We start from the raw sequence: 16,547 nt of genomic DNA, 5'->3' as shown, positions 1-16,547 counted from the left end.
GAAAGCAAAGCGACAGCTACAAATGTTTTCTGTAGCGAAAGCAAAGCGACAGCTACAAATGTTTTCTGTAGCGAAAGCAAAGCGACAGCTACAAAGCGCCCAGCCGGAACGGAAATCAACCACACGCTTTGGTGGAAAAGCTTGCTACTCTATAGTAGTAACTACTACACGAATTTTAGAGTGTAAGCTAATGCACCATTAAAATAATAAATACGAAAGTACCAAGGATGCTTATATCGTTGGAAAGAGGAATTCATATGGCATTTGATGGCTTATTTACTTATTCAATGACAGCCGACCTACAACAATTAGTAACAGGTCGGATCACTAAAATACATCAACCAAACGCTCAGGAGGTTATTCTACATATCCGTGCGAACGGAAGCAATCAAAAATTACTTTTTTCGATTCATCCTTCTTACGCACGTGTTCACCTCACTGAGCAATCTATTGACAATCCAGCAGAACCCCCTATGTTTTGTATGCTGTTGAGAAAGCATATAGAGGGTGGTTTTATTTCTTCTATTAAACAGCACGATTTTGATCGCATTATAATAGTAGAAATTGAAAGTAAAAATGAGATTGGCGACCCTATTGTAAGGGAGTTACATGCTGAAATTATGGGCCGTCACAGTAACCTGTTGTTAATAGATAAGGAACAGGGAAAAATAGTCGACAGCTTAAAGCATTTACCACCTTCCGTAAATAGTTTCCGTACAGTTTTACCTGGGCAGCCTTATATCGCACCGCCCGCACAGAATAAATGGCACCCTCTAGCAGTGACCGACGAACAGCTTACACTGTTTTTCTCTGAACCCAAAACGGCTAAGGAAGTAGTTTCGCAATTTATTGGTTTCTCACCTATACATGCTGAGGAATTATTATTCCGATTAACAGACACAGATGATCGTGTAAATTGCTTTAAAAATTTTATAGCTTCCTTTAATAATGGTGGAACAAAGCCGATGTATGTACTCGCAAATAATAAAACGTACTTCTCACCAATCGCTCTAACACATTTACAAGGTGATGTAACGATTTATCCAAATGTACATGAGCTACTTGACCGCGTATTCTTTGCTCGAGCTGAGCGTGATCGTGTTAAACAGCAGGCAGGTGATTTGGAGCGATGGCTACAAAATGAAATTGACAAGCTTATCTTAAAAACTAAAAAGTTAAATAAAGACTACGAACGCGCATCTAAGCTAGATCAGTTCCAATTATATGGAGAATTACTGATGGCGAATATTTACGCGTTTGAAAAAGGTGTAAAGGAAGTAACTGTCACTAACTATTATAGTGAAACTGGAGATGAAGAAATCACCATTCCAGTGAGTGAACGTAAAACACCTGTTGAAAATGCTCAAGGCTATTACACAAAATACACAAAAGCAAAAAATGCCCTTATTATGGTTCAAGAACAGTTAGAAAAAACGAAAGATGAAATAACCTATTTCGAAATGCTTGCTCAGCAGGTACAACAAGCTGCTCCTGGAGATATAGAAGAAATTCGCGAAGAATTAGCAGAACAAGGTTATTTGAAATTACGTCATGCACGAAAAAAGAAAAAACAAGCAAAGCCTGAACCTGAACGTTATGTTTCTTCTACAGGTGTAGCGATCTCTGTTGGGAAAAATAACAAACAAAATGACATGCTTACATTTAAACTAGCTAAACGCACAGATATCTGGCTGCATACGAAGGATATTCCAGGCTCCCATGTTGTCATCCATACAAGTGAACCTGACGAAACAACATTACGAGAAGCTGCAACACTTGCTGCCTATTTTTCAAAAGCAAGAGACTCTTCCTCTGTTCCAGTAGATTACACAGAAATACGTCAGGTAAAAAAGCCAAATGGCGCTAAACCTGGTTTTGTGATTTACTTTGAACAAAAGACTGTATACATTGATCCAGATGAGACAGTTATTTTACAATTAAAAAAACAGTCTTAAAGATTAAAGCTAGAAAATAATTGGTCGAAATCTTAAAAAGCGCGAGAAATCAATTTTAGAAACGTTGATTTCTCGCGCTTTTCTGATGTAAAATTTTAAATTTCGCTTTAAAAATATACCTATGTCCCATCCTCTCAGACTGTAGACAAACTCTTGAATTGCATAAAGGTGTATAGAGATTTAATCGTAAAAATCCGACATTCAGTATTTTATAAATATGTGTATTAATAAACAAAGGTTGATTTTCACTCCAGGTTAGGGCTTTACGCACAAGCTTATCCCGCAGGAGTCGCCACTCTCCGTGAAAAATCAACAGTTCCTCACCATTCATATAAGTCGACAAGTTGAACAAAAATAGTATGATAATTAAAATACTAAAAGGTCCAGCCTATGAGATATGTTTGATTATTTTTCATCAAGGTAAGGCTCGCCATGGAGAAGACGAGACGTATCGACGCTCCCCACAACTATGCATCTATTAAATTCCCCTTAAACTTGATTGAATTTTATAGCTATTTTCCCTTATTATAATAAAGCAAAAAAACTCGTGCATATTCCGAACTGTTTATTCCGAGGTTATTGACTTCTCCACTTCTAAATGGCTAAATTTAAATAAAAAGTAAATAGCATTCCAGAAAGGACGTATCTCTATGTCTGTAGGCAAAAAATTAAGCTTTGGTTTTTTAACCATCATTCTGACTTTAATTATTTCATTGGTGATTATGTTTATTCAATTCTCAAACATTGACAAGAAAGTAGAAAATGCGTTAGAAAATCGTGTAGCGCTAGTAGAATTAGCTGATAATATTCAAACTGAACGAGCAATGCAAGGTCTTTTTATTCGGGCAATACTTCTCGAAGGCACAGCAGCTAATAAAGATAACTTTACAAAGTATGCAAGAATGCTAGATGCGCATGTAATAGAAATCATGGAAAAATCTGATTCATCCGAAATGGAGACTTATGCAAAAGATTTAAATACTCATAATGAAACTTTTAACAAAGCAGCTGAAGAAGCACTAGCACTTCATGATGCCGGTAAATTAGAAGAAGCGATACAAAAAGTTAATGGCGATGTCCAAAAAGCAAATACAGATTTGTTATCAGTATCAGAGAAAATTGTAAGTTATCAAAAAAATCAACTTGATGTTGTTACGAAAGAATCTAAACAAGCAGTATCCAATTCACAAACAATCTCCATCATCGCTATCATCATTGGTGTAATACTTGGAGTATCACTGATGTTTTATGTTCAGCGTACAATTTCACGCCCTTTAAAATCTGTAGTTAAGGCTGCCAATAATATTGCTAATGGTGAATTATATCATCAAGATATCTCTCATCAATCTAAAGATGAAATCGGTCAGCTTTCTACAGCCTTTAACGTAATGAAAAGTAGCTTACGAGGTTTATTAACACATATTCAAGGCAATGCGGAACATTTATCAGCCTCTGCTGAAGAACTATCCGCCTCTATCGAAGAGATTTCTGCTTCTACTGATGAGATTACTGTACGCATTGACGAGACAGCGAATGCAGCATCTACTGCTACAATTGCTGCTAATGAAAGTGCACATGCAATGGATGAAACAGCAATAGGTGTACAACGTATAGCAGAAGCAACTCAACAACTTCACCAAAGCGCAGTGACTACAACTGCATTGGCGAATAACGGTAATCGTACAGTTGATGAAGCTCAACAACAAATGAACGTTATTTATGATTCTACCCAAACGATTAATAATCTCGTTCAAAAATTAAGTAAGCAATCCGAAGAAATAGACAATATAACTACAGTAATTACAGCCATCACAGATCAAACGAATTTATTAGCGCTCAACGCTGCAATCGAAGCTGCACGTGCAGGTGAACATGGCAAAGGCTTCGCTGTTGTAGCTGACGAAGTTCGTAAGCTAGCAGAAGAATCAAAGCAATCTGCCAATCAAATCGTTACCTTAACACAAGAAATCCGAGAAGATACGCAAAATGTAGAAAAAGCCGTCACAGATGGGTTACACTCTGTCACAGATGGTGTAAAAATTATTGGGGATGCTGGCAACTCTTTCGAAGCAATCGTAAAAGCAATCACTACGATGACAGATCAAATAGAAGACATTTCGTCTACTTCTGAAGAAATCTCTGCAAGCGCTGAACAAGTAGCAGCATCTGTTGCAGAAATTGCTCAGGGTGCTTCTTCTAGTGCAGCCAATACACAGATCATTGCCGAAGCTAGTAAAGAACAAGCTGCGACAATGCAACAAGTAAATCATGTTGCTACAGATTTAAGCGAAAAATCCTCGGACTTACAAACCCAAATTAATCAATTTAAGCTTTAACTTCTTTCAGCAAATGTCTTTTGTAGCGAAACGAATCGTCAGCTACAGAAGTCTCCCACCTTTATAAGAGGTGAGATGAATGCGGATTTAAGTTATTTTTCAGCGGGTGCCCAACACCTGCTGAAATAGAGGAACTCAGTCTAAGAACGCCACGTCCTGTGGCATTACCGAAATGACCGACATCGTGTCGGCCCTCGTGCAGGCCTAAGCACAAAGCCGATTCCGGACGCAATTATTCCGAGGCATAATTGATACATATAAGCAGAGCATTTCTTTAATCGAAAAGCTCTGCTTTATTAATGTTTTTCAGCTTCCCTGATAGCGAAAGCGTGAGTGCAAAGGAGCGATGCTGAAGATACTAACACCGTATTTCAATATGAAACCCTTCATTCACTTTAGGAAATGTTCATCTTTAACTACTGTTTATTTTTGGATCATTTCCAAAATTTGCGGATGACATTTGTTAAAACGTATGCCATTTATATAAGTTGATTGGAGTGGAGACTGGGCGACTCCTTGGGGATTAGCAATAGAGGAACGAAGGCGTTATCACGTCCTGTGATAACGCCTTCGTGACCAACATCGGTGCTGCTGCCGCTTCGCTTTCGCGCAAAAAACATCTGTTGGCCCGAGACCCTGGAGCGCAGCGGATGTTTTCTGTGCGAAAGCGTAGTGCTAACGTAGCAGCAGCAAATGTTTTATCTGTGCGAAAGCACAGCGACAGCAACAACAACAAAAGCGGCTCATCTGACGCCCCCAGGAAGCTTTGCTCTGTGCGAAAGCGAAGCGTCAGCAACAAAGCACCCAGTCAGAACGGAAATCAACCACACGTTTTGGTGATGAGCTTTATTTTTAGAAAACTACCACTTAGTAATTAAAATATGGTAAAATCGACCATATGAAGAATTTAAGTAATTTTCTACTCATTAAGTTCTACTCACACAATATTTTAGTAACTTTATGTAGAAGCTTTCCTCCTATGTGAGACAAATGGATTTCTCCAAAAAACAACATCATAGAAACACCTAAAAGCAGGTATGTTTTTCCATTTGCTATATTCCTAATCCTTCATACATATAATTGATTCAATACACTGTTTTTTATACATTGCTGTATATTCAAGTAATGTGTAAATTATTTCAAAAAAACATATTTCGCTAAAATATCGTGCATTTATTCTTTAAGAAAAGCACATTTCACTCTAATTCTTCTTTTTTCTCTCTTATACTAGTTAATCTTAGATAAATACAAAACGAGTTTCTTATATATCATTAATAGATAAAAATATTCATTCTTTGCAATTATAAATTACAAAAAATACATGACTCAGAATCTAAATCACTCAGTTTTACAATGATTTTCTACAAATCTATACAAATATCTTATAGTATCAAATATGTGACTTTAGACTCATTTTTAAAATAACAATAATATTATCTAAAGAATATGAATTTTCGGTATAATAAGTCATTTTTTTATTTTTATTTTATTTTTGATATCCAGAACAAAAAAACATCAAATTATTACTATGAAAGTGCTTTCATTCTTTAATGTGATAAATAGAAAAAAATTATTATCTTCTTAAATGTCAGATAATACTATATAAATTTGAATCTTTTTTATTTTGTGCAAATGATTTTTTTGGTATATTAAATAAGAGCTTCAAAAAAGGCTTAAAAATTGTATAAGGGGGATTCACATGAATAAAAACAAAAAGTTTTTATTATTAACTGTCCTTGCAGTCTTTTCATTAGTACTAGCTGCATGTGGCTTCGGCGGTGATAAGTCTGATAATTCTTCATCTTCAGACGGCAAAGATTCTGGTTCAAAAGCTAAAGAACTTAAATTAGCAATTACTTCAGAACCACCATCTTTACACCCACAACTTGCAACAGATACTACATCTAGTGCAATCTTAATTAACGTTTTTGAAGGTCTAACTGTTTCAGACGGTAACGGTGAGGCTACTCCAGGTATGGCCAAGGATTGGAAGATCAGTGATGATAAAAAGACTTATACTTTCAATTTACGTGATGATGCAAAATGGTCAAATGGTGATCCAGTTGTAGCTGGCGACTTCGAATATGCTTGGAAATGGGCGTTAAATCCAGAAAACCTTTCTGAGTATGCTTCTATTTTCTACCCAATTAAAGGGGCTCAAGCATACAACGAAAAAGGCGGTTCTGCTGATGCTGTTGGTATCAAAGCTGAAGATGACAAAACTTTAGTCGTAACTTTAGAAAATCCAACACCATATTTCCTAGAATTAACAGGATTCAAAACTTATTTACCAGTTAACCAAAAAGTGACTGAGGCCAATAAAGAATGGTTCGCAGACGCAGGTGAAAATTTCGTAACGAATGGTCCTTATAAATTAAGCGACTGGAAACATAACGATTCTATCGTTCTTAAGAAAAATGCAGATTATTGGGATGCATCAAATGTTGATGTTGATACTGTAAATATTGCTATGGTTGAAAAAGAAGCTACTGTCGCTACTAAGTTTAAAGGCAAAGAGCTTGACTATATCGGTGCGCCATTCCAAACAGTAGATCTTAATGCAATTGATGAATTCAAAAAAGATGGTTCTTTAAGAATCAAGGACCAAGCAAGTATTTATTGGTATAAATTCAATACAAAAGACAAAATTATGTCTAATGCAAATATCCGTAAAGCTCTTACTCTAGCAATCGATCGTCAAACATTAATTGACAACGTAACTAAAGGTGAACAAAAACCGGCTACAGGTATGGTTCCGGTAGTAATTCCTGGATTTGAAAATGACCGTGGTTACATGAAAGATAATGATGTTGATGGAGCAAAAGCTGCTCTTGAAGCTGGGATGAAAGAACTTGGTATTAAAGATCCTAAAGATATTAAAGTTAACATTTCATTTAACACTTCTGAAGCACATGCTGCAATTGCTCAATATATTCAAGAAGAATGGAGCAAAAAACTTGGCATTTCTTCTAAATTAGATAATTCTGAATGGCAAGTTTATTTAGAAAAATTAAGAACTGCTGACTATCAAGTAGGTCGTATGGGCTGGGTAGCTGACTATAAAGATGCGTATACATTCCTTGAAATGTTCGATACGGCTAAAAACGGTAACAACCAAACAGGTTGGGAAAATGCTCAATACAAAGATTTATTGAAAAAGTCAGTTGCTGAGGTAGACGAAGCTAAACGTCTTGATTATTTAAAACAAGCAGAAGCAGTGGCTATGACAGAATTACCAGTTGCACCTATTTACTACTACACTAATTTATCAGTAGTTAAAAAAGGTATTGAAAACTTAGAGCCAAATCCAACAGGTGATATTCACCTTAAAGATGTAAAGATTAAATAATTTGGTAACAATTTCTTTTTAAGCTCTAAGCGGAGAGCTGCCTCGTAGCCACTACGGCGCGAGTCAGCTCTTTTTAAAATACGAAAGCACTAATTTGTCAGATAATTGACAAATTGAAGGAGGAGTTTTATGTGATTAAATATATTTTGAAAAGGCTGATGTATATACTTCTCGCGCTTTTCGTCATCGTAACGGCTACGTTTTTCCTATTGCGTGTTGCTCCTGGTAACCCATTTGCATCTGAACGTAATTTCCCTCCTCAAATAGAGGCAAAGTTAAACGAAAAGTATGGATTAAATAACCCTTGGTATATTCAGTACAAAGATTATTTAATCGATGCGGCCACTTTTGATTTCGGTGAATCTATGAAATATAAAGCGCGTTCAACTAATGATATGATTGCAGAGGGCTTCCCTGTATCTTTAACTTTAGGAATTGAAGCTATGCTGCTAGCTATTGGGTTTGGTGTATTAATCGGTGTAATTGCAGCGCTTTATCATAATAAGTTCCCAGATTATTTGGCAACGACCTTTGCGGTGCTCGGAATTTCCGTTCCATCCTTTATATTAGCTGGACTCATGCAGTATTTCCTTGCATACAAACTTCAGTTATTCCCGATTAGTGGATGGCAAGGCTTTAGTTATAGTATATTGCCAGCCTTAGCTATTGCATTTTCGCATATGGGCTTTATAGCTAAATTGACACGTTCAAGTATGCTTGAACAAAATAATAGTGATTACGTAAAAATGGCTCGTGCAAAAGGTTTAGGCAAATGGACAGTCGTCTTCCGCCATACTTTACGTAACGCCTTATTACCAGTCGTTACTTATTTAGGTCCATTAACTGCTGGTGTTGTTACAGGTAGCTTCATTGTAGAGCAAATTTTCGCGGTTCCTGGATTAGGTAAACACTTTGTGCAAAGTATTACGAACCGTGATTATACAGTTGTTATGGGGACAACCGTATTCTACGCAATCATTCTTTTATTTGCGGTATTCATCGTAGATATTTTATACAGCGTGATTGATCCGCGAATTAGACTGAAAGGAGCGAAAAAGTAATGACACAGCAACAAATCGAAAAAGATAAGTTTAAAATTGTTGGCGGAAATCACGAAGCCACAGAAAAATTAGCAGATAAATCTGTCTCCTTTTGGAAGGAAGTATATATTCGTTTTTCCCATAATAAAATGGCGATTTTTGGATTAATTACTTTAGTAATTATTGCTTTATTGGCTACATTTGTGCCGATGTTTTCACAATACCATTATAGTGATCAATTAGGAGCCTTTAATGCCCCACCATCATCAAAATTTTGGTTTGGTACAGATGATTTAGGTCGAGATATTTTCGTTCGAGTATGGGCCGGCGCTCGTATTTCTTTATTCATCGGGTTTGCTGCTGCCATTATTGACTTGATCATTGGCGTATTATGGGGAAGTATTTCTGGTTTAGCAGGCGGTCGCGTTGACAATATTATGATGCGTATTGCCGATGTTTTAACAGCTGTTCCTTACCTTTTAGTTGTAATCGTACTTTTAGTAGTATTAGAACCAGGTGTTGTGCCAATGATTATCGCATTATCCATTACAGGTTGGATCAATATGGCCCGTATTGTACGTGGTGAAGTATTATCTATTAAAAATCAAGAGTATGTTTTAGCGGCTCGTACTCTGGGCGCAAGAACAGGACATTTAATTTTAAAACATTTAGTGCCAAATGCACTTGGTGCAATTTTAGTAACGATGACATTAACAGTGCCAACTGCTATTTTTACAGAGTCTTTCCTTAGTTATCTAGGACTTGGGGTTCCTGCTCCACAAGCCTCTTGGGGAACAATGGCTTCTGAAGGAAATGGCGCGATTGCAAATGCTCCTTGGCGTTTAATATTCCCTGCATTATTCATTTCACTAACAATCTTTGCGTTTAACGCAGTTGGTGACGGCTTACGTGATGCATTAGATCCAAAACTACGTAAATAAGGAGGTGGACAAAAATGAGTAAAACAATTCTAGAGGTAAAAGATTTAAAAATAAACTTTAAAACTTATGCAGGACTTGTTCATGCCGTTCGTGGTGTAAACTTTGACTTAAAAGAAAGTGAAACACTCGCAATCGTTGGTGAATCAGGTTCTGGTAAGAGTGTTACGAGTAACGCATTAATGAAACTAATTCCACAGCCACCTGGTATTTATGAGTCAGGACAAATATTATTTAACGGTCGCGATTTAGTGCCTTTAAGCGATAAAGAAATGTCAAAAGTACGCGGAAATGAAATTGCAATGATTTTCCAAGATCCAATGACAAGCTTAAACCCGACTATGAAGGTCGGACGTCAAATAACTGAAGTTATTTTAAAACATAAAAAAGTATCAAAAGCTGATGCTAAAAAACGTGCAATCGAACTTTTAACGCAGGTAGGTATCCCCTTCCCTGAAAAACGTTATAGCCAATACCCGCATGAATTTTCAGGCGGTATGCGTCAACGTGTTGTGATTGCCATCGCACTTGCAGCTGATCCTAAGCTTCTAATTGCCGATGAACCAACAACAGCATTAGACGTTACAATTCAAGCGCAAATTTTAGAGCTAATGAAAGAAATCCAAAAAACTTCGAAAACATCGATCATTTTCATTACCCACGATTTAGGTGTCGTTGCAAACGTTGCCGACCGTGTTGCAGTTATGTATGCAGGCCAAATCGTTGAATATGGTACTGTTAATGATATTTTCTATAATCCTAAGCATCCTTATACATGGGGTCTGCTTGGTTCAATGCCAGACTTAGATAACGATACTGATGAGCTATTACGCACGATTCCTGGTTCACCACCAGATCTTACGAACCCTCCAAAGGGCGATGCGTTTGCTGCTCGTAATGAATTCGCAATGGCTATTGACTATGAGCAAGAGCCACCGATGTTCCAAGTAAGTGAAACACACTTTGCCAAAACTTGGTTGATGCATCCTGATGCACCAAAAATTCCACTTCCAGATGCGGTTGCTAAACGTATTGAAGGATATTTAGCAAAGGAGGCACAATCAAATGACTAAAACAGGCGCAAAAAAAGTTCTTGAAATTAAAAATTTAAAGCAGCATTTCGGTTCACCAAGTAACCCTATTAAAGCTGTCGACGGTATTAGCTTCGATGTATACGAAGGTGAAACACTCGGTCTTGTAGGAGAATCAGGCTGTGGTAAATCAACAACGGGTCGTTCCATTATTCGACTGTACGACATTACAGATGGTGAAATTATTTTCGATGGTGAGAACGTCCATGGGCAGAAATCTAAAAATGAATTAAAGAAATTTAATCGTCAAATGCAAATGATTTTCCAAGATCCATACGCTTCATTAAACCCTCGTATGACAGCTGGAGAAATCATTAGTGAAGGCCTTACTATTCACGGTCTTTACAAGGATAAAAAAGAGCGTCGTGAAAAAGTTAATCAACTGTTAGAGGCTGTCGGCTTAAACAAAGAGCACGCAAACCGTTATGCACACGAATTCTCCGGTGGTCAACGTCAACGTATTGGTATTGCTCGTGCACTAAGCTTAGATCCGAAGTTTATTATCGCCGATGAACCGATTTCAGCACTTGACGTATCGATTCAAGCGCAAGTTGTTAACTTATTAAAACAACTACAAAAAGAACGTGGCTTAACATATCTTTTCATTGCCCATGACTTATCAATGGTTAAGTATATCAGTGACCGTATCGCTGTTATGTACCGTGGTAAAATCATGGAAATCGGTAAAGCAGATGATATTTACAATCACCCTGTTCATCCGTATACAAAATCATTATTATCAGCAATTCCACTTCCTGACCCAATGTCAGAAAAACGCCGTCAACGTATTCCGTACAAGCATACAGAGGTTGACGATAGCGCAACTTACCATGAAGTTGGCGAGCAGCATTACGTTTATGGTACTGCCGATCTTGTGAAAACTTGGATTGCTAATCGATAATAACCTTAACTCCTATCAACAGTCGTATAAACACTGTGATGGGAGTTTTTTTATTGCTTCAGTACTTTACATTTTACTTACAGTAAATTAGTAATCTAAAAAGCTTAAACATTATGAATATAGTTTCCATCGTTCTCTTCACACCTTTTATATCCCGAAAAATCTGAAGCATTAGTTATTTAAGTTTGCAATTTACCGTTTATAAACTATAATGTAAATATAAAACACGAACTAGAGATTGATTATGAAAAAGAGTATTAAACTTAATATTTAAAGCTATAGTTCCTACCCCTTTGTTCCATGAAACTTCATGAAATATTATAATTCCTATCACAATCCATTTAGAATTTTTTCTTTATAGCTATAAGTTAATAACCCATAAATATCTCCCTCAACTATAATTAAAAAAGTATAGCAAAAAATAGAAGTTTAAATGGCGGACTGGCATTTAGAGATAGAATATATTAATTCGCATTTTTTAATATAAGTTCCTCCTTTTCCATCCTTGTATTAGTAATAGATGGAGTTTTAATGAATAACAATCTTGTATTAATTATTAAAATTAACTTTTCAAAAAAATCCAATCCACATTTTCCCTTTCGTTTAACAAAATAGATAATATTACTATGTATACACTTATAGTTCCGTCTACAATCCCCTCCTTGTATTCAATATAGTTTTCTTCTAACGAGCGATCCGGAAATGAATTGAAATTATTAAAATCTGAATTGTCATGTAATATAGTTAGTAACTTTAAAATGTGTTCAATAAATTTGATATTTCCAGATTCTTTATATATCAAGAAGGTTTCATAAATTATCCCTGAAACACCGTGGCAAAATACGGTAGAAACCTTTCCTTTCTCTAAATTTAAAGAGTTGAGGAACATGTTGTAATTATTAATATATTTTTCTTTAAGTAACATATCATCTATTGCCTTAGATGCTAAAATCATTGATCTAGTAATCCCCGTTAGACCGTAACACCAAGAAGAATTAATATATTTTTTATGTCTAGGTGTATTTATAAAAGGTAAGCGTTCAGGGAAAGTAAGTACACCTAAGGTTTTGAATGTATTTTTTTCAAAAAATGCTACTAAATTAACTATAGTTAGATTCAAATTTTCAACTTCAAATTTTTCTAGTTTGACTATTGATAAAATTGATAAGATCCCTGATAAACCATGCGCGGTTCCCAAGTTAACAGAATCATTTTTATTTGCAGAATCAACAGAAAGTCTATCCATTTCAGATTCAGCAAATAATATTATCTTGCTAACTAGTTCTTTTATTAACTGATTCATATTATTATTTTCTTTAAAAAATAGCATATATCTAACTACACCTGTTATTCCAGAAAATACATCATATGTTGAGACGTCAGATTCTGAAGGGAATTCATTTAGTAATTTTTTAATTCGATTTTCTAAAACTTCATTTAATGATTTTAAGTATTGTTGGTATCTACCTTCTTTTGCTAAAGATAAAACTGATGCCCCAATTCCACTTATTCCACTGTAAAGTGATACATCTATACTATTAAAGTCTATCTTTTTATTTAATGTTTCTAAATGTCTGTGTGCATAATAGTCCCAATCATTTTTCGGATATAACTTATCTAAACTTGCATAAAAAATACAAAGTCCCGGAATCCCATCACTAAGGGTGTGAATACTTTTATCTTCAAAATTTGTTTTCAAAGTATTGTTAGCAAAGTTTTTCAAATGTTCTTCAAAAAGTATTGAACATTGTTTTTGAAGCTCTAAAGAAGAAGTATACATTGGTTTTACCCCCAAATAATAAAGATTATGAAAAAATGTAATATGATGTTGGAAGATAACTCACACTTAAAGTTTTTTTAATTTTTCTCAAGAAATTTTAATAAACTATACATTAGTTGATTTTCCTTTTCTTTATCTACAATCATTAATCTATTTACATTCATATGAATTACTGATAGGACAATATCATCTATGTTAAATCCCTGTAATTGAGCAATTTCTAACTCTTTAGAGAATTGTTTAAGCACACATGCTCTAAATTTTGAAACTTCTTCAGCTTCGAAATTAGAATCATCTATCCCTGAATTTTCTAAAATATTATCTTTGAAATTCAATTTCAATATTTTTTTATTTAACCTATGTAGGTATAAATATCGATTTAGAAGTTTAATTTGCTTATCTTTTTCGAAACCAATATCCTGTAATAAACACTTTACCGAATAAAAAATTATTTTCTCAATAGGTTCCCCAATTTTATTGTTTAAATTTAATAACTCTAAACAATATTGGCTGTCTGCAAAAAATACTTCATGAAATTGCTCTTCCAATTGATGTCCACCATATCTTATATATTCTGGATAATACGTATCAATACTTAAACTATCAATAAAATTCTCTTCAATATATTTTTTTATCCAATCATACATAAATGAAATTACAAAATTAAAATTTGTTGAGTCTACTTTTATCCTCAGCCTAATATGAGGACGAGAATCAATATATCTTACATAGAAATAAGAATATATCTTATTTTCTTTCAATAATTTATTCATAGATGGTAATATAGACTTTATTAATAGCTCATCTTGATAATCTTCTTTAATATAAAGTTTATAATAAATCCAATCATCACCAGGAATAATCTTTCTCTTAATTTCTGAATTATTATGCAGTGTACTAAATTTCTTTTTAATACTCCTTTTATTCAATACAGATACTGTTAATTCTTCTTTAAATTGATTTTCTTTAATAGAATTAATATCAATTCCATAGTCTACTTCAGTAAAAATAAGCTTATTTAATTTAGAAAATTCTTTTCTTAAAATTTTTAAATGCAATGAATTATCTAAATTAAAATAAATTGTCGAATCTAAATTTTTCATTTCAACTATTCTTGGAACTTTGTACGTTTCTCTCCATTTAGAAATTGCATATTCCCAATCCTCATATTTGAACTGCTTCTCTAACTGCAAAATATATAGATCAATTCTCCATTGTTTTTTAGACAAAACAATATTTTTATATCTGATTCTAGGAGTAAATACAAATTTATTATAAAAAATCGGAAAGAAAGTTTGAAAAGGAATCTCTCCCTCTTTTCCTACGTCTAATAAAAATTTATATACCTTAGGGAAATAATTTACGCCATTTAACATATTTGTTGTTTTCGGAACAATAAAGTTATTTGTATCAGAATTTTTCAAATATAATTCTCCATAATCATTAATTCCAGAAAGAATCGAACCAATTTTAATATTATTTTTTAATTTAGAAAAACCTGAAAGAATAGGTAATTCATAATCCCTAGGATTTATAGTTGAACGTATATTAGAAGCTCTTCCGTAAACACTTTGACAACCAACTTCAGCTATCTCATAATTATCTCCATAAATATTCTTTTCAAAATCATTTAATATTTCAATTTCCTTTGTATATTTATCACTTAACAAAGGAAAAAATCTTCCTATTAATTGTCCTGCATTGTCAGAAAAATTATCATTATTAACTGTCAAATAAACATGATTATTATTTTTGACTATTGAGAATAGCATATCAAATGACTCATATACATAGGAGAAGTCTATTTTTTGATACTGTTTAAACTTTATTATTTCGTTATCAGTAATCTCCAATTCTTCAAGTCCTTGAAATAAAGCATTAGTGATTAAGCTTTCCATATAATTATAAATTGTATGATCCTCTACCTCATCTAAAGTTCTTGTCGTTATATTCTTTGTCGTATAATCAGTAATTTCAAGAGAATATAGTAATTCAACTAATTTTATTTCTGTATTGTAGCCATACTTTTCAATAAATACTTTTTTAAAGGTTTCTAAACTTTGATTGTGATGAATTAAAAAAAGACTTAGTATATCAATTGCTTTCTTTATATCCTCATCAAAGTTTCTTGGAAGCTCATAATCACTTTCAAATTTTAAATCTATATGTAAATAATCTTTACATTTATATAAATCCTCCATTTTCACCTTTATTTCATTCAATAACTCAATACTTTCAAACTCACCTAATTCCAAATCGGAATATTCCGAAATAAATTCTTGTATTTTATAAAGCAATTGAAACATTGGCTGATCTGATAAATTAAATCTTTTAAAAAATAATAATAAATCATCTAGACTATTTGCATTTGTTAAATTTGGACGCAAATTTGTATGTAATATTTCAAGGGATATTAATTGTTTCAAATAAGATTTAATTTCAGTCACATTATAATCCGTATAAATATTTTTTAGCTCAAATAACAAAACAGAAAGTGGGATAAAGTCAGTTGTAATTAACCTTATTTTATTAATTAGCTCGTTATTGCGAATGGAAAAACCATTTTTTTCACCTTGCTCCTTATACCTATCAAATTGTCCATACATCGTTTTGTACGGGAAAAATATCCTATCTCCCTCAAATAAATACATATCCACAAATTTAACATTTATAAAATCCCACAATTGTTCCTGAACTTCTATTTTTTCTATGACACCTAGTAACCACATTGAATCTACTCTTATATATTTATTATTTTTTTTTTCTGTTTGATTATTTAAAGAGGTATATGAAGTGTTTTTTTGCGAAACTTCTTGAACTCCTGAAAAAAGTCCAAATGGAGTTGATTTTGTAGAAATTCTTGCAAGGTATTTATATAAAGAGGTTATAATATTTCTTTTTTTCTTATCACTTTTATTGTTATATTTTTTTAATTCATTTAAGAGATTTGGATTAGCAAAATATATTGCTTCTTTAATAACTTGATTATTCAGAACTAAATTTATAATATTTTCTGGATTTGTTTCTAAGGATAATTTACTCATATAAAATGAAAGTGGGAATAATGGGGTTCTCACAACACTTAAATCTAATATATTCCAGTCTTTTTTCATAATTTAACCTCCCTATTCTATTAAAATTTCAGATTTAGCAAAAA

General features: G+C 33.7%; 10 protein-coding genes. 8 read left to right on the top strand and 2 right to left on the bottom strand.

Annotated features, from left to right (window positions below; genetic code table 11):
• The 8 genes from ABH968_RS16630 to ABH968_RS16595 form a co-directional block, all read left to right on the top strand.
• The coding region (locus tag ABH968_RS16630) for a hypothetical protein (RefSeq protein WP_370045679.1) at positions 1-202 on the top strand (202 nt) is incomplete at its 5' end.
• 55 nt (positions 203-257) lie between these two features.
• Entirely contained in the window at positions 258-1,955 is a 1,698-nt protein-coding gene (locus ABH968_RS16625; RefSeq protein WP_370045677.1) for an Rqc2 family fibronectin-binding protein, read from the top strand.
• A gap of 650 nt (positions 1,956-2,605) precedes the next feature.
• On the top strand, positions 2,606-4,291 hold the full coding sequence (locus tag ABH968_RS16620) for a methyl-accepting chemotaxis protein (protein WP_370045675.1): 1,686 nt from the start codon (positions 2,606-2,608) through the stop codon (positions 4,289-4,291).
• Between the two features lie 1,699 nt (positions 4,292-5,990).
• Positions 5,991-7,640 (top strand): peptide ABC transporter substrate-binding protein, encoded by a 1,650-nt coding sequence (locus ABH968_RS16615; RefSeq protein ID WP_370045673.1) that lies wholly within the window; start codon positions 5,991-5,993, stop codon positions 7,638-7,640.
• A 131-nt stretch (positions 7,641-7,771) separates the two neighbouring features.
• Entirely contained in the window at positions 7,772-8,701 is a 930-nt protein-coding gene (locus ABH968_RS16610; protein ID WP_370045671.1) for an ABC transporter permease, read from the top strand.
• The gene (locus tag ABH968_RS16605) at positions 8,701-9,621 is read left to right on the top strand and encodes an ABC transporter permease (RefSeq protein WP_370045669.1); all 921 of its coding nucleotides are present in this window, start codon (positions 8,701-8,703) and stop codon (positions 9,619-9,621) included. Before ABH968_RS16610 ends, ABH968_RS16605 begins: the two co-directional genes overlap by 1 nt.
• Positions 9,622-9,635: 14 nt before the next feature.
• Positions 9,636-10,691, top strand: coding sequence for an ABC transporter ATP-binding protein (locus ABH968_RS16600; protein WP_370045667.1), 1,056 nt, complete (start codon positions 9,636-9,638; stop codon positions 10,689-10,691).
• Positions 10,684-11,610 carry an ABC transporter ATP-binding protein gene (locus tag ABH968_RS16595; protein ID WP_370045665.1) on the top strand — a complete coding sequence of 309 codons (927 nt, stop codon included), beginning with the start codon at positions 10,684-10,686 and terminating at the stop codon, positions 11,608-11,610. The genes ABH968_RS16600 and ABH968_RS16595 overlap by 8 nt, the downstream gene beginning before the upstream one ends.
• A gap of 562 nt (positions 11,611-12,172) precedes the next feature.
• On the opposite strand, the gene ABH968_RS16590 is transcribed toward ABH968_RS16595, so the two are convergent.
• The gene (locus tag ABH968_RS16590; RefSeq protein WP_370045663.1) at positions 12,173-13,390 is read right to left on the bottom strand and encodes a lanthionine synthetase C family protein; all 1,218 of its coding nucleotides are present in this window, start codon (positions 13,388-13,390) and stop codon (positions 12,173-12,175) included.
• A gap of 77 nt (positions 13,391-13,467) precedes the next feature.
• Positions 13,468-16,503, bottom strand: a complete 3,036-nt coding sequence (locus tag ABH968_RS16585; protein ID WP_370045661.1) for a lantibiotic dehydratase — start codon at positions 16,501-16,503, stop codon at positions 13,468-13,470.
• Positions 16,504-16,547 lie beyond the last annotated feature (44 nt).

Origin of the sequence: Lysinibacillus sp. RC79 (assembly GCF_041262405.1) — a bacterium.
In the GTDB taxonomy this organism is placed as follows: domain Bacteria; phylum Bacillota; class Bacilli; order Bacillales_A; family Planococcaceae; genus Lysinibacillus.
Note: the sequence above shows the minus strand (reverse complement) of the source record. Positions and strands in the feature narration are given on the sequence as shown.